Source organism: Halorussus lipolyticus (genome assembly GCF_029338375.1).
Taxonomy (GTDB): domain Archaea; phylum Halobacteriota; class Halobacteria; order Halobacteriales; family Haladaptataceae; genus Halorussus; species Halorussus lipolyticus.
On sequence record NZ_CP119804.1, the window covers coordinates 1,076,674 to 1,091,075 of the forward strand.

Sequence of the window (14,402 nt, forward strand, 5' to 3'; positions counted from 1 at the left end):
CAACGGGAGCCTGATAGACTGAAAAAGAGGTATCGCGGAGTCGAAGCGCAGGCTACGCCGTGCTGTTCGTCTCGCTGGCGGTCAGGTAGACCTGCACGCCGCCGTTGGTCTCGACCCGCGAGAGGCCGGGCGTCGAGTCGAGCGACCGGAAGCCGTCGCGGTCGAACCGGAAGCCATCGTACACCTGCAAGTCCTGTTGCTTGGCCCGGTCGGTGTACGCGAGATACCGGTCCTCGTAGTGGCGGGCGATGTACTCCCCGGTGAAGTTCTCGTCCACTGCGGGATGTTTCTCGTTGGCGTAGAGACTCCCGACCGCCATCTTGCGTTCTCTGCTCTCCTGATAGCCCAGCACCGCGTCGGACCAGCGTTCGCCCGACCCCCGGATGCCGATGAGGGGGGCCGAACCCTTGTACTCGATTGCGGTCTCGAACCCGTTCATCTGGGCCTCGGTGACGTGGCTGGAAGTCTGGTACATGTACGGCGACTGGTAGAGGCTGGGCACCGACAGCGCCAGCATTACCACCATCACGACGCCGAGCGCGGTCCGGGCGCTTCCCGACGAGTACCGCGTCGAGAGGCGCTCGACGCCCTTCGAGAGCGCGATTGCGCCGAGAATCGTGATGAGCACGAGCATGAAGCCCAGTTGGCGGAAGTGAAGCTTCTCGTAGCTAACCACGAAGTAGGCGGTGAACAGCGTGCCGATGGGGACCAATCCGATTCCGAGGTAGCGCACGAACGCCGACACGTCCGGCGAGTCCTCGATTCTGCCGAGGAAGCCAGTCAGAATCAGCAGGCCCGCCAGTCCGCAGAACACGGTGGCGACGAGGAACAGTTTGACGAACAGTATCGGGACCGACCCGCCGATGGACGACAGCGAGACCGCTCGCTGAGTCACCGTCCCGCCGACCTGCGGGCCGTTCAGAATCATGTTGAGGAGGGCCGAGGCCGCCCCGGACGCTCGCTCGTGGCGGGGTGCCCACACCAAGAACGCGCCGCCGATGAACAGCGTCTGGAGCGCCAGCAGGGGGTGGTCGCCTTCGCGGGTGCCCCACCACTTCGCTATCACCTGCAGGCCCAGAATCGAGACGAAGACGAACACGACGTTGAGCGCCTGTTGGGGGTGAATCAACACGATTGCGGCCGACGCCACCGCCATCAGGACGCCTGTCGGGGTTCCGACCAGCAGTTCGTCCCGGTCTGCCTCCACGAGGTATCGCGCCAGCAGGAAGACCACCAGCGGGAGAAAGAGGATGGCCTGCGAAGTCGGGTGAGCCATCTGGTAGACGCTGATGTTGGTGATGGGCAAGAGGAGAAAGCCAGACAGCGCCGCGGTGGCCGAGGCGAGTCTGCTGTGGGTCATCGTCCACGTCGCCAGCGGGAGGAACACGAGGAACACCGCGCTGAACGCCATAATCATGACCAAGATTGCGCGGTTCAGCGCCATCCCGGTCGCGTCCGAGAGGAAGATGGCGATGGTGTGGGTGCCGGGGTAGAGCAGGTCGAGGACCCCCATCCGGCCCGACGCGATGTCCTTGGCCCACCCGAGGTGGGTCAGCGAGTCGCCAGCGCCGAAGAAGTAGTACGACCGCAGGACCGGAACCGACGCGATGGCGAGCGCAGAGAGGCCGCCCAGCGCCAGCGCGAGTTTCCGCGGTCGGCCTGCTCCTCGGAGGCCGACGAACACGCCGACCAGCAGGGCCGTCCCCGCGCCGAGCCAGAACGCCAGCGGCGTTTCAGCGTAAATCGACAGTTCGTAGGTCTCTGGCGGCGACCCGTGCGCGACGAGGACCGCCACAGCGAGCGACACAAAACCGACGAGGAGTGCGCCTTTCTCCCATCTCCGGGAGTCGTGAGTGTCCGAAGCCATGTGTAATCAGACCGCGCCCGGTCGGACGCGTAGCTACCTCCAAACGTCCCCGTCTCTGGGCTTTGTTATGGGCCGCCTGAAACGCCGTAGGGCCTGTCGATGGCGTCCTCGGCGACCGTCGCTGGCAGAGGTCACGTGGGGAACCCGCTCGCCGTGTCGCGCGGGAGGGTCCTCGGCGAGGCAGGCGAGAACGCCGAGAGTAAATAAAGGAATGAGTAGTTGTCTAAAGAACGGAATAATATATCTTAAAGATAGGTCGTTGATTCTAATACACCGTGGTTGGTTCGAAAACCAGCGATTCGTCGCCGGCCAACTTTGCGATAGCCGCCACCTTCATTAGCACGTGGGGACGAACAGCCAACAGACCGAAATCACAACTCGGAATTGAGTAAATATGGTTGGTAAGTACGAGACCAGAAACAATCGGGACGTATCGAGACACCGCTGTGGTGACCGCTACGAGGCTTATGAGACCGACTCCGGAACCGTCGTGGTCTTCGACAGCGAGAATCCGCGAGCGTGGATTGAGTCCGACGATACCGTCTCGCCGTCCTCGCGGACGTAGCCGCCTCGTCACTGCCCTACGGGACCCCCGATAACACTTATCAAGCTACGGCGGTAAGTTACCGATAGAAACCCGATTACCGACCGTAATCGAGAACTCGAACAGATGACTGAGAAATACGACAGCGAGAACAACCGCGACGAGGAGGAACCCGAAACCGAACGCTACGGCGCGTTCAGCGACGGTGCTGGCGAAGTCGTCGTCTACGACACCACGAACAACGCCGCGTGGCTCAAGTCCGACGCGGCGGTCGAGATCGAAGCGATGGCCTGATTTCGGAACCACAAGAGCAGTTGAGACCGCAATCTCCTCGAAAGCCCTCGCGCGGTTCGCGGTCACGTGAGGGGTGCGCGGCGCTCCGCGCCGCGACTGGCGAGTGGTGGAACCGCGAGCGAAGCGAACGCAGACGCCAAGGAGTTGGCCTGTCTCACCGAGCGAAGCACATGGTAGTCGCCCCGTCTCGACCACAGACTGCGGGTCCTGACCCCGACGCCAGAAGTTGCCCCAACCGCAGACCGCGGGTCCTGAACTCGACGCCCGCGGGTGTCGAGTTCAGGACGGATGCTGGTGCTTGATTCGCTCGGCGACCTGTCCGGGGACCGGCGTCCCGCAGTCCCGGCACTTCCACGTCCGGGTCGTGTGGCCCTGCTCTTTTTCGAGGTCCTGCTTGAACCGCAGGACCGCGCCGCAGGTACACTGGTGCGTCGCTGAGGACATACCCGATACTCGGTCACGCGGGAAGATAAACCGCCCGCCGAGAGCGACGCGACCGAGGCAGAAACCGGCGCGGTCTCAGTCCATCGCGCTGACCGCGCTATCGGCGGTCTCGGGCACCTCGGGGCGCTCGCTCGGCGGTTCGCCGTCCCCGCCGCCCTCGCGGACGAGGAGACCGATGGCGAACGGAACCACGTCGATTTTGGTCTCCAGCAGGCGGTTCTGGCGGCGCTCCCAGTCGTCCTCGGGGTCGTCGCGGGCCAGCGTGGTCGCCATCTGGACCGCCTGCTCGCCGTCGGCCGTCGAGTAGAGCAGGCCCTCCTCGCCCAGTTCCACGAAGTTCGACATGTCCTCGCCGTCGGCGAACGACTGGCATCGGACCGCGGGCGTGCCCAGCAGGGCGGCCTCCGTGGACATCGTGGCCGAGTCGCCGACGTAGAGGTCGGCCTCCGAGAGCAGGTCGTGGACGAGGTGGGGCGGCACCGGCAGGCGGTTGTCCCGGAAGGACTCGGGGAGTCGGGACTCGCTGACCACGTACACGTCGCCGTGGTCGTCGAGCGCCTCGACCAACCGTCGCTTGTCCGCGCCCGAGAATCCGGCCTCGCCCACGTCGTGGAGCGCCGACCACTCCCGGAACCGGACCACCGCGTAGTCCTCGTCGGGGTCGATGCCGTGATTCCGGAGTCCCTCCTCGTCGGCCTCGAACCGGTCGGGGTGGAGGTACGCCAGTTCCTGAAAGCCGTCGTAGCGGACGTGGCCCGCGCCGAAGTCGTCCCGGAAGCGCCGCGGAGTCGCCACCACGTCGGCGAAGGGCGTCGTCAGTTTGTGGGCCAAAATTCCCTCGTTGTCCAGCCAAATCACGCTCTCGGCCCCGACCAGTGTCGAGACGTGGGCCACCGCGGTCCCGCCGATGGCGGTCATCACGTCGGGGTTGAAGCGTCTGACGGCCTGCCAGAGCCGATACTCGTAGGTTGCCTGCACGCGGGCCAGTCCTCCGAGCGAGTCCGGCTTGCCCGCCAGCACGGTGTAGTCGAGGCCGTAGTGGTCGAGCAGGTCGAGCGCCACGTCCTTCTCGCGGGCGAACACCCGAACCTCGTCGCCCCGCGCCCGGAGTTCGCGGATTATCGGCCGGAAGAAGTGGACGTGCGCGGGGTGTTGGATGGTGACGACGACGTTCACTGCCTGCCACCCCTGACAGCACTGGCCGGTCTCGTTCGACTCGCTACCGGCCGCGCCGCTCTCGTCGGCGTCGTCACTCGTCGCATCGATACGTCTGTCTCGGTCGTCGCGTCGATTGGTGTGTCCATTGGCTTCTCGGGCCTCCTCGTTGTGTCTCGTCGCCGTGAGGGGCGTCCGTGCTACTGCGGCGGCGTCCGAATCCACGCGGGCTATCGGCGCGCCGGCGGGCGCTCTCGGTTCCCGCCGGATTCCGTCTGCGTGTCGGAGTCCGCCGTCGCGTCGCCGTGAGTTCGACCGGCGTTCTCCCCGGATTCGCGGTCTGGACCGGTGCCGAGGCCGAGTCCGGACTCACGTCCGAGGGCGTCGTCGTACACCCCGCCGAGGCGCTCGGCCACTCGCTCGACCCGCAAGTCCGAAATCTCCTCCCGGCCGTTCGACCGCCGAGGGTCGGCCAGCACGTCTCCCAGCGCACCGGCGAGTTCCGCGTCGGTCTCGCAGAGTGCCGAGGGCGAGACCCCCCGAAGGCACTCGGCCACGTCGCCCACGTCGGTCGCCACGACCGGCAGGTTACAGCACATCGCCTCCTTGACCGAGTTGGGCAGTCCTTCCCGGCGCGAGGTCAGCAGGAGGACGTCGGCGGCGTTCATGTACGTCGGAATCCGGTCGTGGTCCACGCCGCCGAGCGGGTGGAGTTCCACCGGACTCTCGACTCGCTCGCGGGCCGATTCGACTACCCGACCGGCCCGCGGGAAGTCCTTGAGGCTCCTGTCCGGCGCGTAGGGAAACAGGACGTGGCGGGCGTCGTCGGTCCATCCGACCTCCTCGCGGGCCTCGCACTTCGAGGCCGGTCGGAACTGCTCGGCGTTCACGCCGTGGGGAACCACGTGGCTCTCCACGCCGACTTGTGCGTCCATCTCCGCGGACATCACGACCACCTCGTCGGCCCACCGGGCGCAGGCCTTCGAGAGCCACCCGAACTCCCCCAGCAGGTCCGACCCCCACAGCGAGACGACCACGGGAAGTTCTCTCTGGGCCAGCGCCATTGGCGCGGTCAGTCCGTAGTTTGCGTGAACGAGGTCGTACTCCTCGGTGGCCTCTCGGATGGCCTCGGGGACGAACCGGAGGTAGTCGGCGACCGACCGGCCCTCGTCGGGATTTCCCGGAACCTCCAGCGTCGTGCGCTCGATACCGAGGTCGGCGAGTGCGGCAGTCTCCCGCCGGTAGAAACCCGGCGTGTTAGCTGTCAAGCTCAGAACCTTCATTTCTCTCGCGCGGTCCGTGTCGGACCGCTCCATCGGCTACTGTCGTCGGGTTCGGTCTTTGTAATTGGCCGGTTGAACCGGCAAAACAGCGACACGGCGCGGAACGGTCCGGCTGGCTACTCGTTAAGCCGCGTAAATTCGAGAAAACAGTTCAATCGCGGAATCTTTTCGGCGGGCGGCTACTGGACCAGTTTGTAGGCCCGTTTGGCCACGTTCATCGCCGCGCCGGGGGATTCGACCACGTAGTAGGGCACGAGGTCAGCGCCGAACTTCGCCTTGTACCGACAGAGGCGCTCGGTGTTCGCGCCCATCAGGTCGTACTTCGTGACCGACTCGACCGGCGGGTCGTCCACGATGTCCTCGATGAGTCGCCAGTGGATGAGGCTGTTGACCGCGGTGCCCTCGTAGATTGCCTTCGCGCCGCCCTGCCAGAAGTAGGCGTGGTCGTTCGAGTAGAGCGCGGTGATACCCGAGAGGTACTCACCCTCAGAATCTCGGGCGACGTAGGCCCGAGCGCGGTCCTCCTCGGCGAGGGCCTCGAACAGGTCCCGAACGTACTCCCACGTCAGGCCGAAGGGTTCGTCCTGCTCGGCGAACCGGCGCTGGGTGGCCCGGTAGATTTCGCGGGCACCCGATAGCCCCTCGGTCTCGACAGTGACATCTAAGTCCTCGGCGTCGCCGATTTCCCGCCGGAGGCTCTTGGAGAAGGACTTTCGGACCTCCTCGGTGTCCCTGCCCGCCAAGTCGAGGAAGTAGGTGAAGTTCGGTTCGACCTGTAGGTTCCCCCACGAGTAGGGCCGGGGGTCGCCGTAGGCCGCGTTGCACTCCATCCGAAAGAGGGTCAGCCGCGAGTCCACGTCGAGGCGGTTTACCACCTTTTCGGCCATCGGCGACTCAACGCCGACCTCAGCGAGTCGTCGGTCCAAATCGAGGTCGGTGCCGACCTGCTGGAGGACCTTCTCGGTGAACTCGTTGTTGACCTTCTCCTGCTTGCGACGCTTGGGACTGGTCGGCATCAGAATCGGCCCGAGTCGGGGGATGCCCAAACTCGGCGGGGGCGAGGTGACCGCGGTCCCGACCGACTTCTGCTGGACGAAGACCGGAAGCAGAGCAATCGGCTGTTGGCCCTTGAACCCGCCGAACAGTTTCATCTCGGCGTCGGTGTGGTCCGCGACCACCTCCAGCGCCTCCGGTCGGTGAAACACTTCGAATCCATCGCTCGGCAGTGCCGACTCCCACTCCGACAGTTCGAGTTGCTCGACTCTCATCCTGTTGGCTCGGTGTTCAGGCCGGTTTTCACTTTGTTATCCCCCGCCTGTCGGGGTCGTAGGCGACTCCTGTCGTCGTTCCCGGTTTCGGCTAACTCCGACTCGTCGCCCTCCTCGGCCGCGCTCTCGCCGGGATGGTCCATCATCGCGTAGTAGTCGGCGGGTGCGCCGACCCACGCGCCCATCTCCAAGGCCCGCTCGATTAGCTGGCGGTAGAGTCGCCGGTAGCCGGGGAAGTCGGTCTGCTCGAACAGTCGCGGGTGCCAGAGCGCCGACATCACGGCGTCGTTCTCGGCGGCCTCGGCGAGCAGGGCCTCGCACTCGGCCCACGCCGCGTTGAAGTCGTCTCCGGGGTCCGGGAGCGCGCACTCCATCACCGTCAGGGGGAAGACCACGAACTCGTCGCCGAAGGGCCGGAACGGGAGGTAGCCGTGGTCGAAGCCGAACGTCTCGCTGGAACCGGGGCTGGCGTCGTATTTGAGGCCGATGTCGCGGTGGTGGTCCCACGTCTCGGGACTCCGGTTGAGGTGGTGCTGGCGACCCCCCGTCACCGACTCGCCGAGGGCCAACTCCAGCATCGTCTTCTCGGTTTCGAGGCGCTCGGCGTCGTCGTAGGAGTCGTAGGAACCGTGGAGACCGACCTCCCACCCGCCCTCCTGCAGGCGGTCCAACAAATCCAGCATCTCCGGGGTTTCGAGGCCGTACCGGCCGACGTGTTCGACCCAGTAGAAGGGATTCAGCCAGTCGCTCGGCGGGCGTTCGAGGAGGTGTTTCTCCCGGAGGAAGTAGAACGCCGACCGGACGCCCAGCGACTCCTCGAGTTCGATAATGTCGTCGAAGGTCCACCACGGGTTCACGTCGGGTCGGAGCGCCCGCAGTTGGCCCAAATCGCGGTGTTCGATGGCGTGGTACACCGATTGGACCGACTTGTAGGGCCGGTCGACGTCGTGGGTCAGCAGGAGGGCGAACTCCGAGTCCGCGACTGCAGAGGGGCGACCTGCAACCTTCGAATTCGACTGATTCGGCTCTCGCTCAGGCATCGTCCAGTAGGCGGGTGACAGTCGCCGCGGCGTCGCCGTCGCCGTAGGGCCGGGGCTTCTCTGCGGGCGGGTCAGCGGTGGCCAGCGCGCGCCGGATAGCCTCGCCGTCCGCGCCGACCAGCGTGTTCCACCCGGCTTCGACCGTCTCGCGCCACTCGGTCTCGTCGCGCATCGTCACGCAGGGGGTGTCGAGGAAGAAGGCCTCCTTCTGGACGCCGCCCGAGTCGGTGGCCACCACGTCCGCACAGTCCTGTAGGCGGACGAAATCGAGGTAGCCCGCGGGGTCGATGAGCGTCAGCTTCTGGTCGGCGTCGTCGCGGATTCCATATCGCTCCATGCAGTTTATGGTCCGCGGGTGGGCCGGGAGGACGACCTCTCGGGGGTCGTCGGCCAGCGCGTCGAGGATGCCCGCGAGTCTGTCGGGGTCGTCGGTGTTGCCCGCGCGGTGGACCGTCGCCAGCACGTACTCGCCGGGTTCGAGGTCCAACTCGTCCAGAATCTCGGCGTGGTCCTCTGCCCGGTCGCGCGCCCACAGCACGGCGTCGTACATCACGTCGCCGGTGTTGTGGACCGCGCCCTGCACGGACTCCTCGCGCAGATTTTCGACCGCGCGCCGGGAGGGGGCGAACAGCAGGTCGGCGGCGTGGTCGGTGAGGACCCGGTTGATTTCCTCGGGCATCTCGCGGTTGTAGCTCCGGAGACCGGCCTCGACGTGCGCAATCTTGGTGTCCATCTTCGACGCCGCGACGGCGGCCGCGAGTGTCGAGTTGGTGTCGCCGTAGACCAGCACGGCGTCGGGGGATTCGGCTTCGATGCGCTCTTCGAGTCCGGCCAGCATCTCGGCGGTCTGGGCACCGTGACTGTCGGACCCGACCGCGAGGTTGTCGTCGGGTTCCGGAATCCCGAGTTCCTCGAAGAACACGTCGGACATCTCCTCGTCGTAGTGCTGGCCGGTGTGAACCAGCACCTCGTCGTGGTTCCGGCGTAACTCCCGCGAGACGGCCGCGGCCTTGATGAACTGGGGCCGCGCGCCGACCACCGTCAGGACCTTCATCGGTCGCCCACCTCCTCGTCGCTGTCGGAGCCATCGGGGGCCTCGCCGCCGAGGCCCTCGTCGGATTCGACCGACACGTGGAGGGGTTCGTTCTCGGCGGCGTCGAACACCGCCGCCAGCGTCGTCGCCGTCAGTCCGACCAGCGTCGTCAGGGGACCGCGCCCTCGCGGGCGCTCGGTTCGAGCAGTATTCATCGTTGCTTGGCCTTTGTTTTGAGTTTCTTCGGCATTATAATTAATTCCTTCACGATGCGCTGTATTTCCTTGTAGCGGGTCGCTCTCTGAGTCCGCGTCGTCCTCGCCGACCGAGGAGAACCCGTCACGAACGGTGGCGTACACGCCGGCCACCGTCCCGACTGCGCCGACGAGGTACAGCGCCGGGAAGCCCCGGCGCTCTCGTCCGAGATGCTCCTCGGCGAGTCGCCACGCGAACCCCTTGGCGAGCAGGCCCGAGAGTTGCGGGACGAAGGTGGAGTAACGGATGCCGCTGTCCTCGTCGCCGTACTGGGCGGGCATCGGCACGTCGGCGACCCGCATGTCGGCGACGTTGAGGTGGACCAGCATCGCGTTGGCGAAGCCGTAGTCGTCGAACATCGAGTCCAAGTCGAGGCGGTCCAGCGCCTCGCCCGAGACCACGGTGTAGCCGTTCTGGGGGTCGGACATCCGCCAGTAGCCGCTGGCGGTCCGAGTCAGCAGAGTCAACAGCGCGTTGCCGAACAGCCGCCAGTTCGACATCTCCGCGGTGTACTCGTCGGTGGCGAGCCGGTCGCCCTTCGCGTAGTCGGCCCGGCCGGAGACCACCGGGTCGAGGAGGCGACTCAACTGGTCGGGGTCCATCTGGCCGTCGCCGGCCATCACCGCCACGGCGTCGATGCCGTCGGCGCGGGCGCGCCGGTAGCCGGTCTTGATGGCCGCGCCGACGCCCCGGTTCTCGTCGTGGCGGAGCGGGACGACCCGAGCGCCGGGCGACGAGTCGCCTGCGGCCGATTCCGGTTCGCCGGAATCGGCCGAATCGTCGGCTTCCGACGGTTCGGCGTCGTCGGGCGACAGAAGCGCCCCGGAACCGTCCGCGAACGCCCCCGACGACTCGGCCCGCTCGTTGACTCGCCGGGCGCAAGCCCGAATCTCGTCCCACGTCCCGTCGGTCGAGCAGTCGTCTACCGGGTAGATGCGGTCCACGAACTCCGGAATCGTGTCGATTACCTCGCCGACGAAACCGGCCTCGTCGTAGGCGGGAATCACGACGGCGACGGTGTTCTCTCGGTACATGGGTCACCCGCTCCCGATGGTGTAGACGCGGTGGTCTGAATCGGCCAAGTCGAGGCTCTGTCTGCCGTCAACGACCACGAGTCGGTCGAAGCGGTCCCACGCGAACGCCTCGAACTCGGTGTGGGGCGTCACCAGCACCACCGCGTCGAGTTCCCGGTCGTAAACCGCATCTTGCGATACCAATTCGGCGTCGAACCCCTCGGCGTCGTCCAGCATGGGGTCCACTGCCAGCACCTCTGCGCCGAGATTAGTGAGGTCCTCGGCGATGGGTCCGGCGGGCGAGGCCCGAGTCTCCTCGACGCCCGGCCGATAGGTTAGACCCAGAATCGCTATCGTCGCGTCGTCGGGGTCCGTCCCCTCGGCGTCGAGTTCGCGGGTCAGGGTCTCGACCGCGAAGTGGGGCATCGAGTCGTTGACCTCGCGGGCGGTTTCAAGCAGGGGCGAGTCGGTGTCGAAGCCGTTGATGACGAAGTAGGGGTAGTAGGGGATGCAGTGGCCCCCGACGCCGACCCCCGGCGTGTGGATGTCGCAGAACGGTTGGGTGTTGGCCGTCTCGATGGCCTCGTTCACGTCCACGCCCATCTCGTCGGTCAGCGTGGCCAACTCGTTGGCCAGCGCGATGTTCACGTCCCGATACAAGCCTTCGAACACTTTGACGGCCTCTGCTGTCGTGGCGTCAGAGACCGCCAAGACCTCGTTGTCGGTAATCTCGCCGTAGACCAGTTCGGCGACTCGGGTGGCCTCGTCGTCCACGCCGCCGACGACTTTGGGGTAGGCTCCTCGGATGTCTTCGAGCGCCCGCCCGCTGGAGGTCCGTTCGGGGCAGAACGCCAAGCCGAACTCGTCGTGGTCCGCGGCGTCCGCGAGGAGAGGGTTCAGCACGTCCTCGCAGGTTCTGGGCGGAACGGTACACTCCACGACCACGAGGTCACCGGGGTCGAGGCCCGACCCGATGTCCGCCGCGACCGACTTCAGGATAGAGAGGTCGGCCTCGTGGTCGTCGGTGATGGGCGTCGGCACGATGACGACGTGGACCGCGGCGTCGCTGGCGGCCTCGGCGGGGTCGTCGGTGGCCTCGAACGCGCCGGATTCGACCGTCTCAGCCACGAGTTCGGGAAGTCCGGGTTCGCGCTTGACGTGGCACTCCCCGGCGTTGACCGATTCGACCACCGCCGAATCCACGTCCGCACCGACGACGTTGCCCGATACGTCGGCGTACACCGCCGCGAGTGGCAGGCCCATCTTGCCGAGACCGTACACCGCGACCGGGACCTGTCCGGCCCGGAAGGCCTCGCGCTGGTCGGCGGTCGGTGCGTCGCTGTCGTAGAGGTGTGCGATTTCCTGCAGACTCACCGGGGACTCACCTCGGCTTGCTTCTCGGTTGTCTCCTCGCCCGCGATGCGGTCTACTTCCCGCGCGACTTCGAGGACCCGCAGGCCGTCCTCGCCCGAGACCACGGCGTCGCCCTCGCCGGTCGCCGCCGAGACGAACGCCTCCAACTCATTCTTCAGCGGTTCGCCGGTCTGGACGGTCGGCCGTTCCACGATGGACTCGTGGCGGTAGCGCACGTCGCCGTTGTCCTCGATGTACTCGGGGAGCGAGTGGCGGTGAATCTCGACCGACCGGTCGATGTAATCGACGTTGACCCGGCACTCCTCGGCGGTGATGGAGAGTTTCCGAACTCGCTGTTGGGTCACCCTGCTGGCGGTCAGCGAGGCCACGGTCCCGTCGCCGAATTCGAGGTCGGCAGTGGCGTACTGGTTGTTCTTGATACCGTGGGCCGTGATTGCTTCCGGTTCCTCACCCATCGTCGCCAGCACCACGTCGATGTCGTGAATCATCAGGTCCAGCACCGCGCTCTCGTCCACCTGCCGGCCCTCCGGCGGCGGCCCGAGTCGCTGGGCGTCGATGGCGATAACGTCTAAGTCGGCCACGATGTCCGCCAGCGTCCGAATCGCCGGGTTGAACCGCTCGACGTGGCCGACCTGAATCGTCACGCCCTGCTCGTCGGCCCGTTCCAGCAAGTCCCGACCCACCTCGGGGTCGTCCACGAATGGCTTCTCGACCAGCACGTCCACTCCTCGGTCGATGCACTGGCGGGCCATGTCGGCGTGGAACTGGGTCGGCACCGCAATCGAGGCTACGTCCGCCGCGTGGGTCAGCGCCTCTAAGTTCATCGCGCGACTCCCGTGGTCCTCGGCGACCTCTCGGGCCTGTTGGTCGTCCACGTCGTAGACGCCGACGAGATTCACGTCGGGGAGTTCGCTGTAGACTCGCGCGTGATGGCGACCCATACTGCCGACGCCGATGACGCCAGCGTTCGTCGAATCGGGAAATTCAGCACTCATACTCGATGATAGCGGAAGCGATGGTTCGAAGGTCCTGTTCGGAGACGTTCGGATGAATCGGGAGCGAGAGCGCCTGCTCGGCGGACCGCTCGGCGACCGGCGCGGAGTGGTCCACCCCGTCGTAGGCCGACTGCTCGTGAATCGGCGTCGGGTAGTAGACCCCGGTGCCGACGCCCCGGTCTTCGAGGTGGTCTGCCAGTCCCGCCCGGTCGTCGGCCCGAATCGTGTACTGGTGGTAGACGTGGCGACACTCGTCGGGTTCTGTGGGCGTCACCACGTCGGCGTCGGCCAGCGCGTCGGTCAGGTAGGCCGCGTTCGACCGCCGGGTGCGGTTGTAGTCGGGCAGGCGGTCGAGTTGGATGCGACCGATGGCGGCCGACAGCGAGGTCATCCGGAAGTTGTGGCCAACTCTGACGTGCTTATAGCCACCTTCGGGTGGCCGACCGTGGTTGACGAAGCTCTCGGCGGCCTCGGCCACGTCGTCGCGGTCGGTAGTTATCATCCCGCCCTCGCCCGTGGTCATGTTCTTGGTCGGGTACATCGAGAAGCAGGCGGCGTCCCCGAGCGACCCGACTCTCTGGTCGCGGAACTCTGCGCCGTGGGCCTGCGCGGCGTCCTCCACGACAGCGAGGTCGTAGTCGTCTGCGATGTCCAGCAGGAAGTCCATCTCGGCCGGAAGGCCGTAGAGGTGGACCGGCATGATGGCGGCCACGTCGTCCTCGCGGCGAACGACCTCCTCGACCGCCTCCGGGTCGAGGTTGTACGTCTCGGGGTCGATGTCGGCGAAGACCGGTTGTGCGCCCGCCAGTCGAATCGCGTTCGCGCTCGCCACGAACGAGAACGGCGTCGTCACCACCTTGTCCCCCGGTCCGATACCGAGAGCCTCGAAGGCCGTGTGGAGGGCCGTCGTCCCGTTGCTCGTGGCGACTCCTCGGTCGGCGTCGCAGAACTCTGCGAACTCGGCTTCGAACTCCCGGACCTCGGGACCGTCGGCGATGCGTCCCGACTCCATGACCTCCCGGACGCGCTCGATTTCGCGCTCGCCCATCTCGGGGTCGGCGATGGGAATCTCGGTCATGCTATCCGGTTTCCCCCTTCCAGCACCTCGGGAAGCGAGCGGAACTCGGCGGGCGCGCCGACCGCCAGCGTCTCGGGGGGCACGTCCTCGGTCACGACCGCACCGGCCGCGACGAACGAGCCTTCGCCGACGGTCACGCCGGGGAGGAGCGTGGCGTTCGCGCCGATAGACACGTGGTCCTCAAGGGTCGGGCCGTCCAGTTCGAAGTCCTTGCGAATCGGGTAGGCGTCGTTGGTCAACACCGCCTTGGGACCGACGAACACCTCGTCGCCGATGTCCGTGTTCGTCGGGACGTAGACGCCCGTCTGGAGGCTGACGTGCGACCCGATGATGGTCGTCCCGTCGATGACGGTGTTGGTGCCGACCACCACGTCGTCGCCGATGGCGGTATTCTCGCGTACCAGCGCGTTGTGGCCCGTTGTGAAGTCGTCGCCGATTTCAACGTCGGCGTAGACGATACTCCCGGAACGGACGGTGGCCCGGTCGCCGATTACCGGCGGAGAGGCCTCCTCGCGATGGCGATGGCCGACCGTCGCAGAGGGGGAGATATTGCAGTCGTCACCGAGTCGGGGGGCGATTCGGCCGTCGGCTTCCGACCGGGGATTGGCCTCAGCCACGGAGCATCACCCCGGTTCGGGCGCGGGGGACCGGTCGAACGGTTGGGGTCGATAACGGAATCATAGTAGGTCAGTCGGTTTGCCCGGCCGTACCGCCGGACGGCGGGCCGGGCGTTATCGTCTCCATGCCTTGCGCACCTCT

General features: G+C 66.4%; 14 protein-coding genes. 2 read left to right on the top strand and 12 right to left on the bottom strand.

All coding sequences use genetic code 11. The annotated features are described in order from the left end of the window. Positions 1-52: 52 nt before the first annotated feature. On the bottom strand, positions 53-1,867 hold the full coding sequence (locus P2T57_RS05450; protein ID WP_276301472.1) for a hypothetical protein: 1,815 nt from the start codon (positions 1,865-1,867) through the stop codon (positions 53-55). Between the two features lie 394 nt (positions 1,868-2,261). Between P2T57_RS05450 and P2T57_RS05455 the strand changes: the two genes are divergently transcribed. Both P2T57_RS05455 and P2T57_RS05460 read left to right on the top strand, forming a co-directional pair. After that, positions 2,262-2,432 (top strand): DUF7331 family protein, encoded by a 171-nt coding sequence (locus P2T57_RS05455; protein WP_276301473.1) that lies wholly within the window; start codon positions 2,262-2,264, stop codon positions 2,430-2,432. A 105-nt stretch (positions 2,433-2,537) separates the two neighbouring features. After that, positions 2,538-2,705, top strand: coding sequence for a DUF7331 family protein (locus P2T57_RS05460; RefSeq protein WP_276301474.1), 168 nt, complete (start codon positions 2,538-2,540; stop codon positions 2,703-2,705). Between the two features lie 279 nt (positions 2,706-2,984). On the opposite strand, the gene P2T57_RS05465 is transcribed toward P2T57_RS05460, so the two are convergent. From P2T57_RS05465 to P2T57_RS05515, 11 genes are all read right to left on the bottom strand, one after another. Next, positions 2,985-3,149 (bottom strand): hypothetical protein, encoded by a 165-nt coding sequence (locus tag P2T57_RS05465; protein ID WP_276301475.1) that lies wholly within the window; start codon positions 3,147-3,149, stop codon positions 2,985-2,987. A gap of 75 nt (positions 3,150-3,224) precedes the next feature. Next, positions 3,225-4,529, bottom strand: a complete 1,305-nt coding sequence (locus tag P2T57_RS05470) for a DUF354 domain-containing protein (RefSeq protein ID WP_276301476.1) — start codon at positions 4,527-4,529, stop codon at positions 3,225-3,227. 5 nt (positions 4,530-4,534) lie between these two features. Further along, complete coding sequence (locus P2T57_RS05475) at positions 4,535-5,587, bottom strand: glycosyltransferase (RefSeq protein WP_276301477.1); 1,053 nt, start codon at positions 5,585-5,587, stop codon at positions 4,535-4,537. Positions 5,588-5,766: 179 nt separating this feature from the next. After that, a complete protein-coding gene (locus tag P2T57_RS05480) occupies positions 5,767-6,855 on the bottom strand; it encodes a GNAT family N-acetyltransferase (RefSeq protein ID WP_276301478.1) in 1,089 nt (362 codons plus the stop codon). Then, entirely contained in the window at positions 6,852-7,895 is a 1,044-nt protein-coding gene (locus tag P2T57_RS05485) for a polysaccharide deacetylase family protein (RefSeq protein WP_276301479.1), read from the bottom strand. Before P2T57_RS05485 ends, P2T57_RS05480 begins: the two co-directional genes overlap by 4 nt. Continuing rightward, a complete protein-coding gene (gene wecB, locus P2T57_RS05490) occupies positions 7,888-8,949 on the bottom strand; it encodes a non-hydrolyzing UDP-N-acetylglucosamine 2-epimerase (protein WP_276301480.1) in 1,062 nt (353 codons plus the stop codon). The genes P2T57_RS05485 and wecB overlap by 8 nt, the downstream gene beginning before the upstream one ends. Further along, a complete protein-coding gene (locus P2T57_RS05495; RefSeq protein WP_276301481.1) occupies positions 8,946-10,217 on the bottom strand; it encodes a glycosyltransferase family 2 protein in 1,272 nt (423 codons plus the stop codon). Before P2T57_RS05495 ends, wecB begins: the two co-directional genes overlap by 4 nt. A gap of 3 nt (positions 10,218-10,220) precedes the next feature. Next, entirely contained in the window at positions 10,221-11,570 is a 1,350-nt protein-coding gene (locus P2T57_RS05500) for a nucleotide sugar dehydrogenase (protein WP_276301482.1), read from the bottom strand. After that, complete coding sequence (locus P2T57_RS05505) at positions 11,567-12,565, bottom strand: Gfo/Idh/MocA family protein (RefSeq protein WP_276301483.1); 999 nt, start codon at positions 12,563-12,565, stop codon at positions 11,567-11,569. Before P2T57_RS05505 ends, P2T57_RS05500 begins: the two co-directional genes overlap by 4 nt. Next, positions 12,555-13,643: a DegT/DnrJ/EryC1/StrS family aminotransferase gene (locus P2T57_RS05510; protein ID WP_276301484.1), complete on the bottom strand. Its 1,089-nt coding sequence runs from the start codon at positions 13,641-13,643 to the stop codon at positions 12,555-12,557. The genes P2T57_RS05505 and P2T57_RS05510 overlap by 11 nt, the downstream gene beginning before the upstream one ends. Beyond that, positions 13,640-14,221 (bottom strand): acyltransferase, encoded by a 582-nt coding sequence (locus P2T57_RS05515; RefSeq protein ID WP_276302085.1) that lies wholly within the window; start codon positions 14,219-14,221, stop codon positions 13,640-13,642. Before P2T57_RS05515 ends, P2T57_RS05510 begins: the two co-directional genes overlap by 4 nt. Between the last annotated feature and the right edge of the window lie 181 nt (positions 14,222-14,402).

Bases quoted from the DNA above. Each gene is read 5' to 3' on its own strand.
- P2T57_RS05450 (WP_276301472.1), bottom strand. From the start codon at position 1,867: ATGGCTTCGGACACTCACGACTCCCGGAGATGGGAGAAAGGCGCACTC.
- P2T57_RS05455 (WP_276301473.1), top strand. From the start codon at position 2,262: ATGGTTGGTAAGTACGAGACCAGAAACAATCGGGACGTATCGAGACAC.
- P2T57_RS05460 (WP_276301474.1), top strand. From the start codon at position 2,538: ATGACTGAGAAATACGACAGCGAGAACAACCGCGACGAGGAGGAACCC.
- P2T57_RS05465 (WP_276301475.1), bottom strand. From the start codon at position 3,149: ATGTCCTCAGCGACGCACCAGTGTACCTGCGGCGCGGTCCTGCGGTTC.
- P2T57_RS05475 (WP_276301477.1), bottom strand. From the start codon at position 5,587: ATGAAGGTTCTGAGCTTGACAGCTAACACGCCGGGTTTCTACCGGCGG.
- P2T57_RS05480 (WP_276301478.1), bottom strand. From the start codon at position 6,855: ATGAGAGTCGAGCAACTCGAACTGTCGGAGTGGGAGTCGGCACTGCCG.
- P2T57_RS05485 (WP_276301479.1), bottom strand. From the start codon at position 7,895: ATGCCTGAGCGAGAGCCGAATCAGTCGAATTCGAAGGTTGCAGGTCGC.
- wecB (WP_276301480.1), bottom strand. From the start codon at position 8,949: ATGAAGGTCCTGACGGTGGTCGGCGCGCGGCCCCAGTTCATCAAGGCC.
- P2T57_RS05495 (WP_276301481.1), bottom strand. From the start codon at position 10,217: ATGTACCGAGAGAACACCGTCGCCGTCGTGATTCCCGCCTACGACGAG.
- P2T57_RS05505 (WP_276301483.1), bottom strand. From the start codon at position 12,565: ATGAGTGCTGAATTTCCCGATTCGACGAACGCTGGCGTCATCGGCGTC.
- P2T57_RS05510 (WP_276301484.1), bottom strand. From the start codon at position 13,643: ATGACCGAGATTCCCATCGCCGACCCCGAGATGGGCGAGCGCGAAATC.